The organism is Streptomyces sp. NPDC002619, assembly GCF_042889305.1.
Classification (GTDB): Bacteria; Actinomycetota; Actinomycetes; order Streptomycetales; family Streptomycetaceae; genus Streptomyces.
The window spans coordinates 539,205-556,796 of sequence record NZ_JBIAQV010000002.1 but is presented as its reverse complement, the minus strand read 5'-3'; the positions used below and the strand labels follow the sequence as shown (position 1 = coordinate 556,796).

Here is a 17,592-nt window from a genome sequence, read left to right as displayed (position 1 = left end):
CGCAAGGCGGCGAGCGGCGTGTCCTGTTGCGCCGCCACCGCCGAACTCCGCTGATACACACAGTCCTTGTCCACTCGGCCCGCAAGTCACGGCCATGTTAACGATCTTGACGAATCGCCCTCAATCGCCCACGAGTTGTCCACACCTTCGTCAATTTCCCTGTGGATAACGGAACTTGGCTGTGGACCAAACCTCCACACGAAAATGACCTGCGTGATCCGCGTCTCTCCCGGCACGCTGGTGGAGTGAATACGAGAGACACGAGAGAGATGGACGAGAGACGCACCGTGAAGGTGTCGAAGTACCTCTCCAAGCACCTGCGCCACCAGCCGGAGCGGATCGGCCTCACGCTCGACGAGAGCGGCTGGGTCGAGATCGACACGCTGATCGCCGCCGCGGCCGCCCACGGATTCCGGTTCACCCGTGCGGAACTCGACCACGTGGTGGCCGCAAACGACAAGAAGCGCTTCGCGATCGAGGGCACCCGAATCCGCGCCAGCCAGGGCCACAGCGTCGAGGTCGACCTCGGCCTGCCCCCGGCGACCCCGCCGGCATATCTCTACCACGGGACGGTCGCCCGCAGCCTGGACGCGATCCGCACTGAGGGGCTCAGGCCCATGAACAGGCACGACGTGCATCTGTCGGCCGATCGCGAGACCGCGACCCGGGTGGGCGCGCGACGCGGCCGCCCCGTCGTGCTGTCGGTCGACGCCGCCGCCATGCACCGCGACGGCCACGTCTTCCACGTCAGCGCGAACGGGGTGTGGCTCACCAAGGCCGTACCGCCTCGCTATCTGCGGTTTCCCGAGGCCCACTGACGCCCTGCCGGGCCGTGGCCGAACGGCCGCGCACGGTGACCGTTTCGTCCGTTGTCGGTGGGGCCCTTTAGTCTCGGACGCATGAGTCTGCGCCTGAGCACCGTGATCCTCCCGTACCGCCGCTGGCACGAGGGCGGCCGTTCGGCGTGGACACGCGCCGAGGAACTCGGTTTCCACACGGCGTACACGTACGACCACCTGTCCTGGCGCAGCTTCCGCGACGGTCCGTGGTTCGGCGCGATACCGACGCTGACCGCCGCCGCGGCCGCCACCGAGCGACTGCGTCTCGGCACGCTGGTGACCTCGCCGAACTTCCGGCACCCGGTGACCCTCGCCAAGGAGTTGATCTCCCTCGACGACATCTCCGGCGGCCGGATCACCCTAGGCATCGGCGCGGGCGGAACCGGCTTCGACGCCACGACCCTGCTGAAGAACGGCCAGGACCCGTGGACGCCGCGCGAGCGGGCCGACCGGCTGGCCGAGTTCGTGCCGCTGCTCGACCGGCTCCTCACCGAGGACTCGGTGTCGCACGCGGGCGAGTTCTACTCGGCGTACGAGGCCCGCAACATCCCGGGCTGTGTGCAGCGCCCCCGGCTGCCCTTCGCGATCGCCGCGACCGGCCCGCGCGGGCTGCGGCTCGCCGCGCGGCACGGGCAGGCGTGGGTGACCACGGGCGACCCCAAGCTGTTCGAGAACGGCACGCCGGAGCAGTCGGTCCAGGCCCTGCGTGGGCAGACCGAGAAGCTGACCGAGGCGTGCGATCAACTCGGGCGGGACGTGAACGGGCTCGACAAGATCCTGCTCACCGGCTTCACCCCGGACCGCGGTCGCCCGCTGGAGTCCCTGGACGCGTTCGTCGACTTCGCGGGCCGCCACCAGGAGCTGGGCTTCACCGAGATCGTGATCCACTGGCCGATTCCCGACTCGGACTTCGCCGCCGACGAGAAGGTGTTCGAGCAGATCGCCATGGAGGCCGTGGCCCAGCTGGGCTGATCTTCGTCATCCACCGCCGTCGGTCATCTCTGTCTCATATGTGCGGACTCCCGCACGGGCGTGCTGGCATATGCGCGAGAATGACCCGGTGACCTCAGCGACCCGACAGCCCGAGACCCCTTCCTCTCCCCAGCTCTCGACCGCACCCGGACGGGCAGGCACGCCCCTCGTCCAGCCGCGGCTGATCGCCACCGATCTCGACGGCACCCTGCTGCGCGACGACAAGTCGGTCTCCCCGCGGACGGTCGCCGCGCTGGCCGCCGCCGAGGAGGCGGGCATCGAGGTCTTCTTCGTCACCGGCCGCCCGGCACGCTGGATGGACGTCGTCAGCGACCATGTCCACGGGCACGGCCTGGCGATCTGCGGCAACGGCGCGGCCGTGGTCGACCTGCACGGCGGGCCCGGCGCCCACCGTTTCGTCAAGGTGCGCGAACTGGCCCGGGACAACGCCCTGGACGCGATACGGCTGCTGCGCGAGGCGGCGCCGGGCACGGTGTACGCGGTGGAGCAGACGTACGGCTTCTACCAGGAACCGGCGTATCCCGAGCTGCACATGGAGCGGCCCGACCACCGCGCGCCCGCCGAGGAACTGCTCACGGACTCCGGCCCCGGGACCGGTGAGCCGGTGCTCAAGATCCTCGCCTATCACCCGGAGTTCGACCCGGACGCCTTCCTCAAGCTCGCCCGCCTCGCCATAGGCGACCGCGCCAACGTCACCCGCTCCAGCCCCAGCGCCCTGCTGGAGCTCAGCGGCCCGGGCGTCTCCAAGGCCAGCACCCTCGCGCTGTGCTGCGCGGAACGCGGTATCTCTCGCGAGGAGGTCGTGGCCTTCGGGGACATGCCCAACGACGTGGAGATGCTGACCTGGGCGGGCCGGTCGTACGCCATGGGCAACGCCCACCCGGCCGTCGTCGCGGTGGCCTCGGGACAGACCGCCGCCAACAACGAGGACGGGGTAGCGGTGATCATCGAACGGATGCTGGAGGAACGGGAGTAGCGGAACACCGCGCTCCTAGGGTCTGTCCGGGCGCACCTTGACGCCGTGCCGGGCCAGCCACGGCACCGGATCCACCGCCGAGCCCGCCTCCTGCGTGCGGCGCACCTCGAAGTGCAGATGCGGTCCGGTCGAGTTGCCCGTGGTGCCGGACTGGCCGATCCAGCGGCCCGTGGTCACCTGGTCCCCCTCGTCGACCGCGACAGCGGCCAGATGGGCGTACTGCGTGCAGGTCCCGCCGGAGTGCCGGATTACGACCTCCATACCGAAGGGGCCCCCGCAGGACACCTTCACCACCCGGCCCGCGCCGACCGCCCGAACCGGCGTGCCGATCGGGACCGCGAAGTCCTGCCCGGTGTGCCGGTGCGCCCAACGCGCACCGCCGCTGCCGAATCCGGCGGACAGCGTGTACGTCTCCACGGGCGCGACCCAGGCCCGCCCGACGTGGGTGCGCGGCTGGTGCAGCCGTACCGCGCCACCGCACGTGCCGGCCGCCGCCGAGGCGTCGGCCCGGCGCTGCAACTCCTCGCGGGCGGCTTCCAGCTTCCGCGCGATGTCCTTCTTCAACCCGGCGAGCCGGGTCGTCCGCATCCGTGCCGCCTGCCTGGCCGTCTCGGCCTTGGCCTCGTCCGCGGCCAGCCGCGCCTCGGCCCGGCGGCTCCTGCCGAGGGCGTTGCTCACCGCGAGATCCGTCTGCGAGAAGACGTGCTGACCGCGCATCAGCTCGTCCGGGCCGTCCGCCAGGAGGATCTGCGCGGTGAGCGGGAGCCCGCCGCCCGTGCGGTACTGGGCGCGCGCGATACGGCCCAGGTCGGCGTGGAGTACGGCCACCTGCCTCCGCTCACGGACGAGCAGCCGCTCGGCCCGCCGCGCCTCGCCCCACTGCGCCCCGGCCTCACGCTGCCCCGCCTCGTACTGCCGGCTCGCCACGGCGGCCTCCTGGTACAGCCGCACGACCCGAGCACTGACGCCCGCACCGGAACCAGCGCCGTCCCCCTGCCCGTCAGGCCGGGCCGCGAGCACGGCGAGCGCGCACAGCAGCAGCGCGACGATCGGCGGACGACGGCGGGCTGAAGGCATGCCGGCGATCGTGACCCGCCCAGCCGTCCCGAGTCACGTACGACTGGTACGCCTGGGGGACCTGGCTGCTGCGGACGGGTCAGGAGGGCGCGGCTGATGGCTCAGTCCCACGGGGCCGGTGCCTCCCTGTGGCCGGAGCCCGTGGCTCAGTGCGGTACCTGCCACACCACCGTCGTGCCGCCGCCGTCCTCGCCGAGACCCGGTCCGTGCCAGCTGGCGCCGCCCAGTGACTCCGCGCGACGTTCGAGGTTCTTCAGGCCGCTGCGGCGGCCGCCCTCGGGGATGCCGACGCCGTCGTCGGCGACGCTCAGCCGTACGCCTGGCCGGCCGTCCGCCAGGGTCACGGTCGCGTCGACGACGACGTCGATCCGCGAGGCGCCGGCGTGCCGGAACGCGTTGGAGAGGGTCTCGCGCAGGGCCGCGATCAGGTTCTTGCCACTGAGTTCGCCTACGACGGTGTCGACCGGTCCGACGACTCGGTGCGACGGTTTGAACCCCAGGGGCACGGCGGCCATGCTGATCTCGCGCAGGACACGCGTGCGCAGTCCGGACGGCACCTCGGCGGGGCCCTGCTGGAGCGCGAAGATCGCGGTGCGGATCTCCTGGATCGTGACGTCGAGTTCTTCGACGGCCTTGCCGATGCCGTCCCGCACCGTCGGCACGACCGACCCTCGCTGGGCGCTCTCCAGCATGATCCCGGTGGCGAACAGCCGCTGGATGACCAGGTCGTGCAGGTCGCGGGCGATCCGGTCACGGTCCTCGTACACCGCGAGCCGCTCCCGGTCGCGCTGTGCCTCGGCCATCACCAGGGCGAGCGCGGCCTGCGAGGCGAACTGGACGGCGAGAGTGCGCTCGGCCCGGCTGAACGGCCGCTCCCCCCCGAGCGCGGGGCATGACGAGGGTGCCCATGACGCGGCCGTCGCTCAGCAGGGGCAGCAGCAGGGTCGGCCCGAAGCCGGTCGCGTACTCGGTCAGCATCCTCCGGTCGGTGGCCGCGTCCTCCACGAACACCACCTGTCCGTCGAGGAGTTCGGCGACGATCTCGCTATCCGGCGGAATCACCGCCCCCAGCAGACGCGGCGTCCGGTCCGAGGCAACGGCGACGACCTCGAGACCGCCATCGTCGGCGGGCAGCAGGACGACCCCGGCCGCCGAACCGGACAGGCGGCGGGCCTGCTCCGCGACGACCTGGAGGGCGTCGTCGGCGTCCCCGCCGGACAGCAGCGCGGTGGTGACGGCCACGGAACCGTCGATCCAGCGCTCCCGCTGCCGGGCGGCTTCGTACAGCCGGGCGTTGCCGATGGCGATGCCCGCCTCGGTGGCCAGCACCCGGACCATGTCGAGGTCCTGGTCGTCGAACGGCTCGCCCCCGTGCTTCTCGGTCAGGTAGAGGTTGCCGAAGATCTCCCCTGCACCCGGACCGGGACTCCGAGGAAGCCGCGCATCGGCGGATGGTGCGCGGGAAGGCCGCAGGAGCGCGGATCGTCGGCCAGTTCAGTGAGCCGTACCGGCACCGGGTCGTGGATGAGCGCGCCGAGCAGCCCCTGGCGCCCGTCCGGGTGCCGCCCGATCCGGCGTGCGGTGGCCTCGTCGACGCCGTGGTACACGAAGTCGACCAGTCCCTGGCCGTCCTCGGCGACGACACCGAGGGCCGCGTACCTGGCACCGATCAGGTCGGCCGCGGTCTCACAGATCCGGTCGAGCGTGGAATGCAACTCGAGACCACTGCCTACGGCCCGCATCGCGGCCAGCAGCTGCGGGACTCGCGGAGCTGGTCCGTCCGCCGCGCTCGCGGCGGACCGCTCGGGGCCAAAATGCGGTGCGCCGGACATACCCCGAGCGTAGACAGTCCCTTTTGTCAGGAAAAGTCGACCTGAGCCCGGCTCACTGGACTGTCACCAGCAGCTCCGCCCGTGCCTCCCGCTCCGCCATCCCCCGCAACGGACCGTCCACGGCGGCGAGCTCGGCGTACGGCCCGCGCTGCACCACCCGGCCCGCGTCCAGCACGATCACCTCGTCCACGGCGTCGAGCCCGGCCAGCCGGTGCGTAATGAGCACAGTCGTACGACCCTCGGTGGCGGCCAGCAGATCGGCGGTGAGCGCGTCGGCCGTGGGCAGGTCCAGGTGCTCCGCGGGCTCGTCGAGCACGAGCACCGGGAAGTCGGCGAGCAGGGCCCGGGCGAGCGCCAGCCGCTGCCGCTGCCCTCCGGACAGCCGCGCGCCGTGCTCGCCGACCAGCGTGTCCAGTCCGTCGGGCAGGCCGTCCACCCAGTCGAGCAGCCGGGCCCGCGCCAGCGCGTCCCGCAGTTGCGTCTCGGTGGCGTCCTTTCTCGCGAGCAGCAGGTTCTCGCGCACCGAGCTGTCGAAGAGGTGCGCGTCCTGGGCGCACAGCCCGACGAGGCGCCGAACGTCGTCGCTGTCGAGCGCGTATGCGTCGACGCCGGCCAGCGTGTAGGAACCGGCCGCCGGGTCGAGGAAGCGCAGCAGCACCTGGGCGAGGGTGGTCTTGCCGGATCCGGACGGCCCGACCACCGCGATACGGCGGCCCTGCTCGAGGGTCAGGTCGAGCCCGGCGAGCGCGTCCCGGTGCTGTCCGGTGTGCCGGGCCGTCAGCCCCTTCACGACGACCGGGAACGGGTCCGTGGGCGCCTGCCGCGGCCGCTCCGGCTCCCGTACGGGCGCGGGGGCGTCCAGGATCTCGTACACCCGCTCCGCGCTCCGGCGCACCCGCTGCCGGTACCGCACGGCGACCGGCAGCCCCAGTACGGCCTCGAACGCGGCAAGCGGCGTGAGGACGACCACGGCCGTCGCCACGCCGTCGAGCCGTCCCGCGGCGACCGCCTGGGCGCCCAGCAGCGCGGCTGCGGCGACGGTCAGCCCGGAGACCAGCGCGGTGAGCCCGTCGCCGAGCGCGGTGGCCGTGGCGGCGCGCGAGGCGATCCGGGTGAGCGTGCCGTCGGCCCGGCGGGCGTCGTCCGTACGGGAGGGCAGCGCGCCGGCGACCGTCAGCTCGGCAGTGCCGGTGAGCAGGTCGGTGACCCGTGTCGCGAGCACCCCTCGGGCGGGCGCCAGCCGCCGCTCGGCACGGCGCGCCACAGCCGCGGTCAGCAGCGGTACACCGGCTCCGGCCAGAAGCAGCCCGGCCGCGAGCACGGCACCGGCCTCGGGCAGCAGCCATGCCGTGAACGCCACGGAGGCCGCGGAGACGGCGACCGCCACACCGGCGGGCAGCAGCCAGCGCAGCCAGTAGTCCTGGAGGGCGTCCACGTCGGCGACGAGCCGGGAGAGCAGGTCGCCCCGGCGGGCCGTACGGAGTCCGGCGGGCGCCAGCCGCTCCAGCCGCCGGTACACCGCGACCCGGGTGTCGGCCAGCATCCGCAGCACGGCGTCGTGCGACACCAGCCGCTCCGCGTACCGGAACACGGCCCGCCCGATCCCGAAGGCGCGCGTCGCCGTCACGGCCACCATCAGATACAGCACCGGCGGCTGCTGCGAGGCCCGCGAGATGAGCCACCCGGAGGTCGCCATCAGCCCGACAGCACTCCCGAGCGCCAGGCTCCCCAACAACAGGGCGAGAGCGAGCCGCCCACGCCGGGGTCCGGAGAGGGCACGGACCCGGGCGAGGACCCGCCCCCGGGACGTAGTGGGGCCGGTCTCGGGAGCGGCCTCGGCAGGCGCCTCCTCGGTGGAGCGAACCTCCCGGGGATGGTCGCCGCCGGAGGCCGGGAACTCAGCCGACCCGGCGACGGAGACCGGCAACTCGGCCGGCGCGGCGTCGGAGGCCAGGGACTGAGCAGGCACGGCAACGGAAGCCGGAAACGCACCCTGCGCGACGCCGGAAGCGAGGGACGGGGCCGATGCGGCCACGGAAGCCGGGAACTCAGCAGGCACGGCGACCGAGACCGGGGACTCGCCATGCGCGGTGCCGCGCGCCTCGGTTCCGGCCAGACGCACCACCCGGTCCGCCACATCCAGCAGCGCCGGCCGGTGGACGACGAGCAGCACCGTGCGCCCCGCCGCCAGCCGCCGCACCGCCGCCACGACCTCGGCCTCGGTCGCCCCGTCCAGCGCGGCCGTCGGCTCGTCGAGCAGCAGGACAGGCCGGTCCGCGAGGAACGCGCGGGCCAGCGCCAGCCGCTGCCGCTGGCCCGCGGACAGCCCGGCCCCGTCCTCACCGAGCACGGTTCCGGCACCCTCGGGCAGCGCGTCCACGAACTCCAGCGCGCCCGCGTCGCGCAGCGCCCGCCGCACGGCGTCATCGTCCGCGTCGGGGCGCGCCAGCCGTACGTTCTCCGCGATCGTCCCGGCGTACAGGTGCGGCCGCTGCGGCACCCACGCGATCCGTGACCGCCACTGCTCCAGGTCGACGTCGGCGAGGTCGGTCGCACCGATCCGCACCCGGCCCTCGGTGGGCCGTACGAACCCCAGCAGGACGTTCAGCAGCGTCGACTTGCCCGCGCCGCTCGGCCCGACGAGGGCGACGGTCTCCCCCGGCTCGACGGTGAAGGACACGTCCGCCACCGCGTACGAGGAACGCCCGGGGTAGCGGACCGCGACCCCTTCGAAGGCCAGTGCGCCCGAGGGGACAGAAGCGTTCCCGGACTCGGGAACCGGCGTCTCCAGCACGGCGAAGATCTCCTCGGCCGCCGCGAGCCCCTCCGCCGCCGCGTGGAACTGCGCGCCCACCTGGCGCAGCGGCAGATAGGCCTCGGGCGCCAGCACAAGGATGACGAGCCCGATGTACAGGTCCATGTCGCCGTGGACGAGCCGCATGCCGATCGTCACGGCGACGAGGGCGACGGAGAGCGTCGCGAGCAGTTCCAGCGCGAAGGAAGACAGGAAGGCGATCCGCAGGGTCCGCATGGTCGCCTGCCGGTACTCGCCGGTGATGCGCCGGATGGAGTCGGCCTGCGCCTTGGCCCGTCCGAACACCTTGAGCGTGGGCAGCCCCGCGACCACGTCGAGGAAGTGGCCGGACAACCGGGACAGCAGTCGCCACTGACGGTCCGTCCGGGACTGGGTGGCCCAGCCGATCAGGACCATGAAGAGCGGGATGAGGGGCAGCGTGCCGACGATGATCGCCGCCGACACCCAGTCCTCGGTGACGATCCGCGCGAGCACCGCCACAGGTACGACCACCGCGAGCCCCAATTGCGGCAGATAGCGCGAAAAGTAGTCATCGAGCGCGTCGACTCCCCGCGTGGCGAGGGTGACCAGCGAACCGGTCCGCTGACCGCTCAGCCACCCGGGACCGAGCGCGGCGGCCCGGTCGAGGAGCCGCCCGCGCAGCTCCGACTTCACCGCCGCGCTCGCCCGGTGCGCGGAGAGTTCGGTCAGCCAGGAGACGAGCGCCCGTCCGGCCGCGATGGCTACCAACAGCAGTAGGGGAGTGCGGAGTTCGGCGACCGGCATGTGGTGCTGGAAGGCGCCGACCACCACTTCGGCGATGAGCATGGCCTGGGCGATGACCAGGCCGGCCCCGACGGCTCCCAGGCCGACGACGGCCACCAGGAAGAAGCGTGTGGCGCGGGCGTAGCGCAGAAGACGCGGATCGATCGGTTTCACGTGAAACATGCCCTTCGGTCCCGGGAGGGGTGTTCACAGGGTGTTCGCGAAGTTTCACGTGAAACACCGTGAGCAGACACCGTGAACCCCCTCCCGCCAGACTCAGTGAGCGGCCTCGGCAGCGATGTGCTGCGTCCCGATCCGCTTGCGGAACACCCAGTACGTCCAGCTCTGGTAGAGCAGCACAATCGGCGTCGCGATCCCCGCACACCAGGTCATGATCTTCAGGGTGTACGGACTCGACGAGGCGTTGGTGACGTTGAGGCTCCAGGTCTCGTTGAGCGAGGACGGCATCACGTTCGGGAACAGCGACAGGAAGAGCATGGCCACGGCCGCCACGATGGTGACGCCCGACAGCGCGAACGACCAACCCTCGCGCCCGACTTGATTGGCGGCGAGCGCCGCGACCAGCGCGACGACCGCCACGATCAGGGCCACCAGACTCTTGCCGTCACCGCTGTCGAACTGCGTCCACAGCAGGAAGGCCAGTGCCAGTACGGCCGCGACGAGACCGACCCTCAGCGCGAGCGTCCGTGCCCGCTCCCGGATGTCCCCGAGGGTCTTGAGCGCGGTGAACACCGCTCCGTGGAAGGTGAAAAGCGTCAGCGTCACCAGTCCGCCGAGCAACGCGTAGGGATTGAGCAGGTCCCAGAAGTTGCCGACGTACTCGAAGTGCTGGTCGATCTTCACGCCGCGCACGATGTTGCCGAAGGCGACACCCCACAGGAACGCGGGGATCAGCGAGGTCCAGAAGATCGCCGTCTCCCAGTTGCGCTGCCACTTCTCCTCGGGCCGCTTCGCCCGGTACTCGAAGGCGACGCCGCGCACGATCAGGCAGACCAGGATGATCAGCAGTGGCAGATAGAACCCGGAGAAGAGGGTGGCGTACCACTCGGGGAAGGCGGCGAAGGTCGCGCCGCCGGCCGTGAGCAGCCACACCTCGTTGCCGTCCCAGACGGGCCCGATGGTGTTGATCAGCACTCGCCGCTCGGGCCGGTCGCGGGCGAGCAGTTTGGTGAGGATGCCGACCCCGAAGTCGAAGCCCTCCAGGAAGAAGTAGCCGGTCCACAGGACGGCGATCAGGACGAACCAGACGTCGTGAAGTTGCATGACTCGATCTCCCTCGGCCTAGTACGAGAAGGCCATCGGCTTGTCGGCGTCCGTGGAGTCGCCGCCGATCTTCGTGGGCGGGTTGAGATCGGCCTCGGTGAGCTCGGGCGGGCCGGCCTTGACGTACTTCACGAGCAGCTTGACCTCGACGACGGCGAGGATCGCGTACAGCGCGGTGAAGACGATCATCGAGGTGAGGACCTCGCCCTGGGAGACACCGGGGGAGACTGCGTGCCGGGTCTGCAGGACGCCGTAGACGACCCAGGGCTGACGGCCCATCTCGGTGAATATCCAGCCCCAGGAGTTGGCGATCAGCGGGAAGCCCAGGGTCCAGATCGCCACGAGCCAGTAGAGCCTGCCGAGCTTCGGGCTGAGCGCCTTGTTCTTGAAGAGGACCAGATGCGGCACCTCGTCGTCACCCACCCGCAGATGCTGCGGCAGCATGAACTTCTTGCGGGTCAGCCAGAGTCCGACAATGCCGATCGCGAAGGACGCCATACCGAAGCCGATCATCCAGCGGAAGGCCCAGAAGGTGACGGGGATGATGGGCCGGTAGTCACCCGGACCGTACTTCTGCTGCTCGGCCTTGTTGGTGTCGTTGATGCCGGGGACGTACGAGTTGAAGTTGTCGTCGGCGAGGAAGGACAGTATCCCGGGGATCGACAGCTCGACGGTGTTGTGCCCCTTGCTGACGTCGCCGTACGCGAAGACCGAGAACGGCGCCGAGTCCTGGCCGTCCCACAGCGCCTCGGCGGCGGCCATCTTCATCGGCTGCTGCTTGAACATGACCTTGCCGAGGGTGTCGCCGCTGATCGCGGTGAGCAGTCCGGCGATGACCACGGTGACCAGGCCCAGCCGCAGCGACGTCTTCATCACGGAGATGTGCTTCTTGCGGAACAGATGGAAGGCCGCGATGCCGACCATGAAGGCGCCGCCGGTCAGGAAGGAGGCGCTGAGCGTGTGGAACACCTGGGTGAGCGTCGTGTTCTGGGTCAGCACGAGCCAGAAGTCGGTGAGCTCGGCCCGGCCCTTGGCCTCGTTGATCCGGTAGCCGACGGGGTGCTGCATCCACGAGTTGGCCGCGAGGATGAAGTACGCCGACAGGATCGTGCCGATCGAGACCATCCAGATACAGGCCAGATGGAGCTTCTTCGGCAGTCTGTCCCAGCCGAAGATCCACAGGCCGATGAAGGTGGACTCGAAGAAGAAGGCGATCAGCGCCTCGAAGGCGAGCGGAGCGCCGAAGATGTCACCGACGAAGCGCGAGTAGTCGGACCAGTTCATGCCGAACTGGAATTCCTGCACGATGCCGGTGACGACACCCATCGCGATGTTGATCAGGAAAAGCTTGCCCCAGAACTTGGTGGCCCTGAGGTACTTCTCCTTCTCTGTACGCACCCAGGCGGTCTGCAGGATGGCCGTGAGGGCGGCCAGAGAGATCGTCAGTGGGACGAACAGGAAGTGATAGACGGTGGTGATGCCGAACTGCCAGCGCGCCAGTGTCTCCGGCGCCAGGGCCAATTCCACGTCGTCAGTCTCCTTACGTCGCCGCGGTACAGCGGCAGTTTGCCCCTTATGTCACACACATCATTGGAGCAACCAGGACACGCTTGTGAACGCGTTCACATTCACAAGCGATTATGACGCATGGCCGTTCGATCCCGCAGAGGCGGGGGGTCCCTAACACGGACCGGCAGGCCCCAACGGGCATGGACCGGTGGGCCCAATGACACGAAGGCCCCCTCCAGCCTGTTGTTGGAGGGGGCCCGACGGACCCACCGGAGCTCCTTGCGGGCCGCTCAGAGCTCCTTGCGGAACCCTTCCGTCACCTTCAGGAAAATGTCGTTCGCCTCGTTCTCCCCCACCGTCACCCGCACACCCTCGCCCGCGAACGGCCGCACCACGACACCGTGCTGCTCACACGCCTGCGCGAACGCGGTCGTGCGCTCCCCCAGGCGCAGCCAGACGAAGTTGGCCTGCGTCTCGGGCACGGTCCAGCCCTGGGCACGCAGGGTGTCGACCACGCGCGTGCGCTCGCACACCAGGGAGCCGACCCGGCCCAGCAGTTCGTCCTCGGCACGCAGCGAGGCGACCGCCGCGTCCTGCGCGAGCTGACTCACCCCGAACGGCACCGCCGTCTTGCGCAGCGCCGCCGCCACCGGCTCGTGGGCGATCGCGAAACCGACGCGCAGTCCGGCGAGGCCGTACGCCTTCGAGAACGTGCGCAGCACGCAGACGTTGGGCCGCTGACGGTAGATCTCCACGCCGTCCGGCACCTCGGGGTCGCGGATGAACTCCCGGTAGGCCTCGTCCAGCACCACCAGGACGTCACCGGGCACCCGGTCGAGGAAGCGCTCCAGCTCGGCCCGCCGCACCACCGTGCCCGTCGGGTTGTTGGGGTTGCAGACGAAGATCATGCGGGTCCGGTCGGTGATGGCGTCCGCCATCGCGTCCAGGTCGTGCACCTCTCCCGGCGTCAGCGGCACCCGCACCGAGTGCGCACCGCTGATCTGCGTGATGATCGGGTACGCCTCGAACGACCGCCAGGCGTAGATGACCTCGTCGCCGGGCCCGCTGGTGGCCTGGAGCAGCTGCTGCGCGACGCCCACGGAGCCCGTACCGGTGGCCAGATGGGAGACCGGGACACCGAAGCGGTTCGACAGCTCGTTCATCAGGCCGGTGCAGGCCATGTCCGGGTAGCGGTTGAAGTTCGAGGCGGCGCCGGTCACGGACTCCATCACGCCGGGCAGCGGCGGATAGGGGTTCTCGTTGGAGGACAGCTTGTAGGCGACCGGGCCGTCGGCCGCGGCGGGCTTGCCCGGCTTGTAGGTGGGGATACCCTCCAGCTCGGCGCGCAGCTTCGGGCTCGTCTCGCTCACCGCAGTCCTCCTCGCGACCACCGGCGGACCGTCAGCGCCGCCGGCATCCAATACTGCTCACCTTATGAGGATTCGGCCCGCCTGCGTACAGGTACGGAGGTGAGGGAAAGCGACGAGCGGGCAAACCCCACGCGCCTCACAGGCATCAGGGGCATCACCGTACGAAGGCGTACGAACCAGGGGGCGCGCCGCACATATATCTATGCGCCGGTGGCCCGCGCCGTGGCGCGCATCCCCCGTGAAGGTGAGTTGAGACCTCTTCGAAACATCGAGCCCTTGGCAGGCTCATGCGCGTCGACAAGTCACGTCCTGCCATTGGTTTAGTCAACCGACTTCGCTTCGAAGGCAGTTGACCCCTTATGACCATGCAGAAACGTGCCTGTCAACGAGTGCATATGCGTCCCTACTACCCCACTGCAAGAGCCCTACTATCGGCTCGCCATGACAGCAGCAGGGAAGCACCAGGTGAGCCGCGCGGAAACCTCACGTCGAGGCAGCCGGCCGAGTCGGGCGGGCATCAGGGACGTCGCCGCCGCCGCCGGAGTCTCCATCACGACCGTCTCCGACGCCCTGAACGGCAAGGGCAGGCTCCCGGACGCCACCCGCCGCCATGTCCGCGAGGTGGCCGAACGACTGGGGTACCGCCCTTCGGCCGCCGCCCGCACCCTCCGTACCGGCAAGTCGGGACTCATCGGCCTGACCGTGACTACGTACGGGGACGAACCTTTCACCTTCACCGAGTTCGCGTACTTCGCCGAGATGGCCCGGGCCGCCACCTCGGCCGCGCTCGCCCGCGGCTACGCGCTCGTCATCCTGCCCGCCACCTCGCGCCACGACGTGTGGTCGAACGTCGCCCTGGACGGCACGGTCGTCATCGACCCCTCCGACCAGGATCCGGTGGTCAGCGAACTGGTCCGGCAGGGTTTACCGGTCGTCTCCGACGGCCGCCCGGCCGGCTCGCTCCCGGTCACGGCGTGGGTCGACAATGACCACGAGGCCGCCGTACTCGGCATCCTCGACCACCTCGCCGACGCGGGCGCGCGGCGGATCGGCCTGCTCACCGGGACGACGACGGACACGTACACCCACCTCTCCACCACCGCCTACCTGCGCTGGTGCGAGCGGATCGGCCAGGACCCGGTGTACGAGGCCTACCCGGCGCACGACCCCTGTGCGGGCGCCGTCGCCGCCGACCGGCTACTGGCCCGCCCGGACCGCCCCGACGCCGTGTACGGCCTGTTCGACCCCAACGGCACCGACCTGCTCGCCGCCGCCCGCCGCTACGGACTGCGCGTCCCGGACGACCTGCTGCTGGTGTGCTGCAGCGAGTCCACCGTGTACGCCAACACCGAGCCGCCGATCACGACCCTGTCGCTGAAGCCGCGGCGGATCGGCACCGCGGTGGTCCAGCTCCTCATCGACGCCATCGAGGGCGTCGAGTCGGACCACCCGGTCGAGCAGGTGATACCGACCGAACTGATCGTGCGCACGTCCTCACAGCGCCGGCCGCCGCGCACGACGGTCAGCCCGCCGCGGACGCCCGAGGAGAAGTAGCGGGCGGGGCCGGAGACGCGGTTCGGTCCGGATACGGGCTCGGCACGGATGCAGGCCGCAGGTGGCGCGGCGATCGGTCGCCGGACATCGATCGCCGGGTGATACGGGAAACGCCAGGAGCGCCAAGCCGGCCGGGCGGCGAGGGACGCGGGGAGCGCCAGGGACGCAAGGGCCGGCGGGCCGCCGGGGGAGCGCCGAGGGACGTCAGCCCGTCGCCGAGGCGTCATCACACGGCGGAAGCCCTGCCCAAACGGGGCGAAAGCCGCGCTGAACTGCGGTCCTGCTCCGATTCACCACCCCTGGGTCATCACACGGCGCGATCCGCATTCCTATGATGGGCCCACGACACCGCGGGTCGCTGCGACCAGGCAGTCCGAAGCGGTGCAGCTGCGGCGTGATGGTGGAGGGGTCTGATGACTCAGGGGGCCGGTCAGGGACCCGAGGTGGAGCGGACGGCGACGTTGCGCGACTTCCGGGTGCCCGCGTACGTCCACGAGTCCGGTCCGTACGCCCCCAGCGCCCAACCCGGCAACGCCGCCGCGCCCGTCGAGGAGGACCACCCCGAGGGGTACACACCCACGCGGCGCGACCTGCCCGTCATCAACCGCGGTGACACGCTCCAGGTGGACGTCGATCCTGCGGCCGCCCCCGCCCCGCAGCCGGACAACGGCCCGGGTCCGCTGTATGTCGTCGGCGACGTCCACGGTTATCTCGACGAGCTGCTCGCCGCCCTCCGGGAGCAGGGTCTGATCGACTCCGCGGGCCAGTGGTGCGCGGGCACCGCCCGGCTGTGGTTCCTCGGCGACTTCACCGACCGCGGCCCGGACGGCATCGGCGTCATCGACCTCGTGATGCGGCTGTCCGCCGAGGCGGCCGCGGCCGGCGGCTACTGCAAGGCACTCATGGGCAACCACGAGCTGCTGCTGCTCGGCGCCAAGCGGTTCGGCGACACCCCGGTCAACTCCGGTGCGGGCACGGCCACTTTCCAGGCCGCCTGGCTGCTCAACGGCGGGCAGAAGAGCGACATGGACCGCCTCCAGGACCACCACCTACAGTGGATGGCCCGCCTCGACGCCATGGAGGAGGAGGACGGCTATCTGCTCGTGCACTCGGACACCACCGCCTACCTCGACTACGGCGACTCGATCGAAGCGGTCAACGACACCGTCCGCGAGACGCTCACGCGCAACGACGCGGACGAATGCTGGGACCTGTTCCGCAAGTTCACCAAGCGGTTCTCCTTCCGCGACGAGGGCGGCGCCGACGCCGTACGGTCCCTGCTCGATACGTACGGCGGCACCCGGATCGTTCACGGCCACAGCCCGATTCCCTATCTGCTGGGCGTGGTCGGCTCCGAGGACGGCGAGGACGGCAGCGGCCCCGTGGTCGAGGGACCGCACGTCTACGCCGACGGGCTCGCCATCGCCATGGACGGTGGCGTGACCATGGCCGGAAAGCTGCTGGTCCGGCAACTTCCCCTGGATACCTGAGCGTTCCGCGGGCAGCCGCCTTCCGACGGAATACGTGCAGGTCGGCACCGAATTTCCGGCAACCCCCTGTCACCGCGTGCCGTCACGGCTCTACCATCGGCTTATCCGTAGCAGGCTCCCCTCCGTTTCTGCCCGACGGCTCGCCGGCGTGCGAGCCCCAAGCCCTACGGAGCATCGGGGGATGCACATGAACAGCGTTCCGCAGCACCTGCTGAGCGAGGACCGCCAGGAATACGAGCGGATCCTCGACGAGGCGCTGCGCTCCGCACCACAACGCCCTGAACCGGCCGCTGCCGGACAGCGGCTCAACACCGAACAGCTGCGCACCATGGCGCTCAACGCCACCGCACTCATCACGGCGGCCGCGGCGACCGAGTACCAGCATTATGTGAAGGTCCGCGAGGAACTGCGCCGGCCGGCGCCGTCCACCCCGTCGTCCGTACACGAACCCGGCTCAGTGCAGCCGGGCTCGGGCGCGATGGGGCTCGCCACCACTCTCGGCGAGGCCGCCGAGACCGCAGGCCCGGGCGCCGTCGCCATCGTCGCGGTCCTCGCCCCCGTCCTCGCCGGAACCGCCGCGGCGATCTTCCTGCTCGTCGGTTACATCCTGAAGATGGTCGACCCCGCGCCGGCGTTCGCCCAGACCATGATCACCGCGGGCTGGGTGTTCGGTGTCGTCACCGCGGCCTCGATCCTCCTCGCCGGCGTCGGGCTGCTGCTCACTGCCCTGCGCAACAGTCCCTCGCTCGAGGCCGGAGCCTACGGCGAGGCCGGAGCGGAGGTGCTCCGGGCCAGGGAAGCGTGGCGGGAGGCCCTGCTGGAGCGCGGCATCCTGCCGTTCCTGCGCGACGCGCTGGCCGACCCCGCCGCGCCGATGGTGCACCGTACGGCCCCGTCGGCACCGGTCGGCCGCATGCCGCGCCTCGGCTACGACCGCCCGGGCTTCAGCAGCCCCGACGAAGGCTCCGCCACGGGCCCGCGCCCGAGCTTCTCCAGCCCGGACTACACGAGCCCGGACTTCGGAGGCCCGGAACACCAGCCGGAATAACCCGGCTTGCGCCCCCACCGGGGGCGCAGGCCGGCCACCCGGCGCCCTCCACCTCCACAAA

General features: G+C 70.7%; 11 protein-coding genes and 1 pseudogene. 6 read left to right on the top strand and 6 right to left on the bottom strand.

Translation table 11 applies throughout. From position 1 onward, the window contains the following. The first annotated feature begins 269 nt into the window (after positions 1 to 269). From ACFYXB_RS06760 to ACFYXB_RS06750, 3 genes are all read left to right on the top strand, one after another. Positions 270 to 818 (top strand): RNA 2'-phosphotransferase, encoded by a 549-nt coding sequence (locus tag ACFYXB_RS06760; RefSeq protein WP_389578457.1) that lies wholly within the window; start codon positions 270 to 272, stop codon positions 816 to 818. A gap of 81 nt (positions 819 to 899) precedes the next feature. Continuing rightward, complete coding sequence (locus ACFYXB_RS06755) at positions 900 to 1,811, top strand: LLM class flavin-dependent oxidoreductase (RefSeq protein ID WP_389578456.1); 912 nt, start codon at positions 900 to 902, stop codon at positions 1,809 to 1,811. Positions 1,812 to 1,881: 70 nt separating this feature from the next. Further along, positions 1,882 to 2,808: a Cof-type HAD-IIB family hydrolase gene (locus ACFYXB_RS06750; protein ID WP_389578453.1), complete on the top strand. Its 927-nt coding sequence runs from the start codon at positions 1,882 to 1,884 to the stop codon at positions 2,806 to 2,808. A gap of 15 nt (positions 2,809 to 2,823) precedes the next feature. Here the strand turns inward: ACFYXB_RS06750 and ACFYXB_RS06745 are convergent, their stop codons facing one another. The 6 genes and pseudogenes from ACFYXB_RS06745 to hisC all read right to left on the bottom strand — a co-directional run bounded on the left by ACFYXB_RS06745 (position 2,824) and on the right by hisC (position 13,439). After that, positions 2,824 to 3,885 (bottom strand): peptidoglycan DD-metalloendopeptidase family protein, encoded by a 1,062-nt coding sequence (locus ACFYXB_RS06745; RefSeq protein WP_389578450.1) that lies wholly within the window; start codon positions 3,883 to 3,885, stop codon positions 2,824 to 2,826. A gap of 146 nt (positions 3,886 to 4,031) precedes the next feature. Further along, a pseudogene (locus tag ACFYXB_RS06740) lies at positions 4,032 to 5,717 on the bottom strand (GAF domain-containing sensor histidine kinase). A gap of 52 nt (positions 5,718 to 5,769) precedes the next feature. Continuing rightward, positions 5,770 to 9,450, bottom strand: coding sequence for a thiol reductant ABC exporter subunit CydD (gene cydD / locus ACFYXB_RS06735; protein ID WP_389578665.1), 3,681 nt, complete (start codon positions 9,448 to 9,450; stop codon positions 5,770 to 5,772). A 102-nt stretch (positions 9,451 to 9,552) separates the two neighbouring features. After that, on the bottom strand, positions 9,553 to 10,560 hold the full coding sequence (gene cydB, locus ACFYXB_RS06730; protein WP_389578448.1) for a cytochrome d ubiquinol oxidase subunit II: 1,008 nt from the start codon (positions 10,558 to 10,560) through the stop codon (positions 9,553 to 9,555). An 18-nt stretch (positions 10,561 to 10,578) separates the two neighbouring features. After that, positions 10,579 to 12,087 (bottom strand): cytochrome ubiquinol oxidase subunit I, encoded by a 1,509-nt coding sequence (locus tag ACFYXB_RS06725; protein WP_389578446.1) that lies wholly within the window; start codon positions 12,085 to 12,087, stop codon positions 10,579 to 10,581. Between the two features lie 272 nt (positions 12,088 to 12,359). Further along, complete coding sequence (gene hisC, locus ACFYXB_RS06720) at positions 12,360 to 13,439, bottom strand: histidinol-phosphate transaminase (protein ID WP_389578443.1); 1,080 nt, start codon at positions 13,437 to 13,439, stop codon at positions 12,360 to 12,362. 441 nt (positions 13,440 to 13,880) lie between these two features. Here hisC and ACFYXB_RS06715 point away from each other — a divergent pair, with 441 nt between their 5' ends. From ACFYXB_RS06715 to ACFYXB_RS06705, 3 genes are all read left to right on the top strand, one after another. Beyond that, a complete protein-coding gene (locus ACFYXB_RS06715) occupies positions 13,881 to 14,993 on the top strand; it encodes a LacI family DNA-binding transcriptional regulator (RefSeq protein ID WP_389578441.1) in 1,113 nt (370 codons plus the stop codon). Between the two features lie 413 nt (positions 14,994 to 15,406). Next, on the top strand, positions 15,407 to 16,483 hold the full coding sequence (locus ACFYXB_RS06710; RefSeq protein ID WP_389578438.1) for a metallophosphoesterase: 1,077 nt from the start codon (positions 15,407 to 15,409) through the stop codon (positions 16,481 to 16,483). A 181-nt stretch (positions 16,484 to 16,664) separates the two neighbouring features. After that, positions 16,665 to 17,531 carry a hypothetical protein gene (locus tag ACFYXB_RS06705; RefSeq protein WP_389578436.1) on the top strand — a complete coding sequence of 289 codons (867 nt, stop codon included), beginning with the start codon at positions 16,665 to 16,667 and terminating at the stop codon, positions 17,529 to 17,531. Positions 17,532 to 17,592 lie beyond the last annotated feature (61 nt).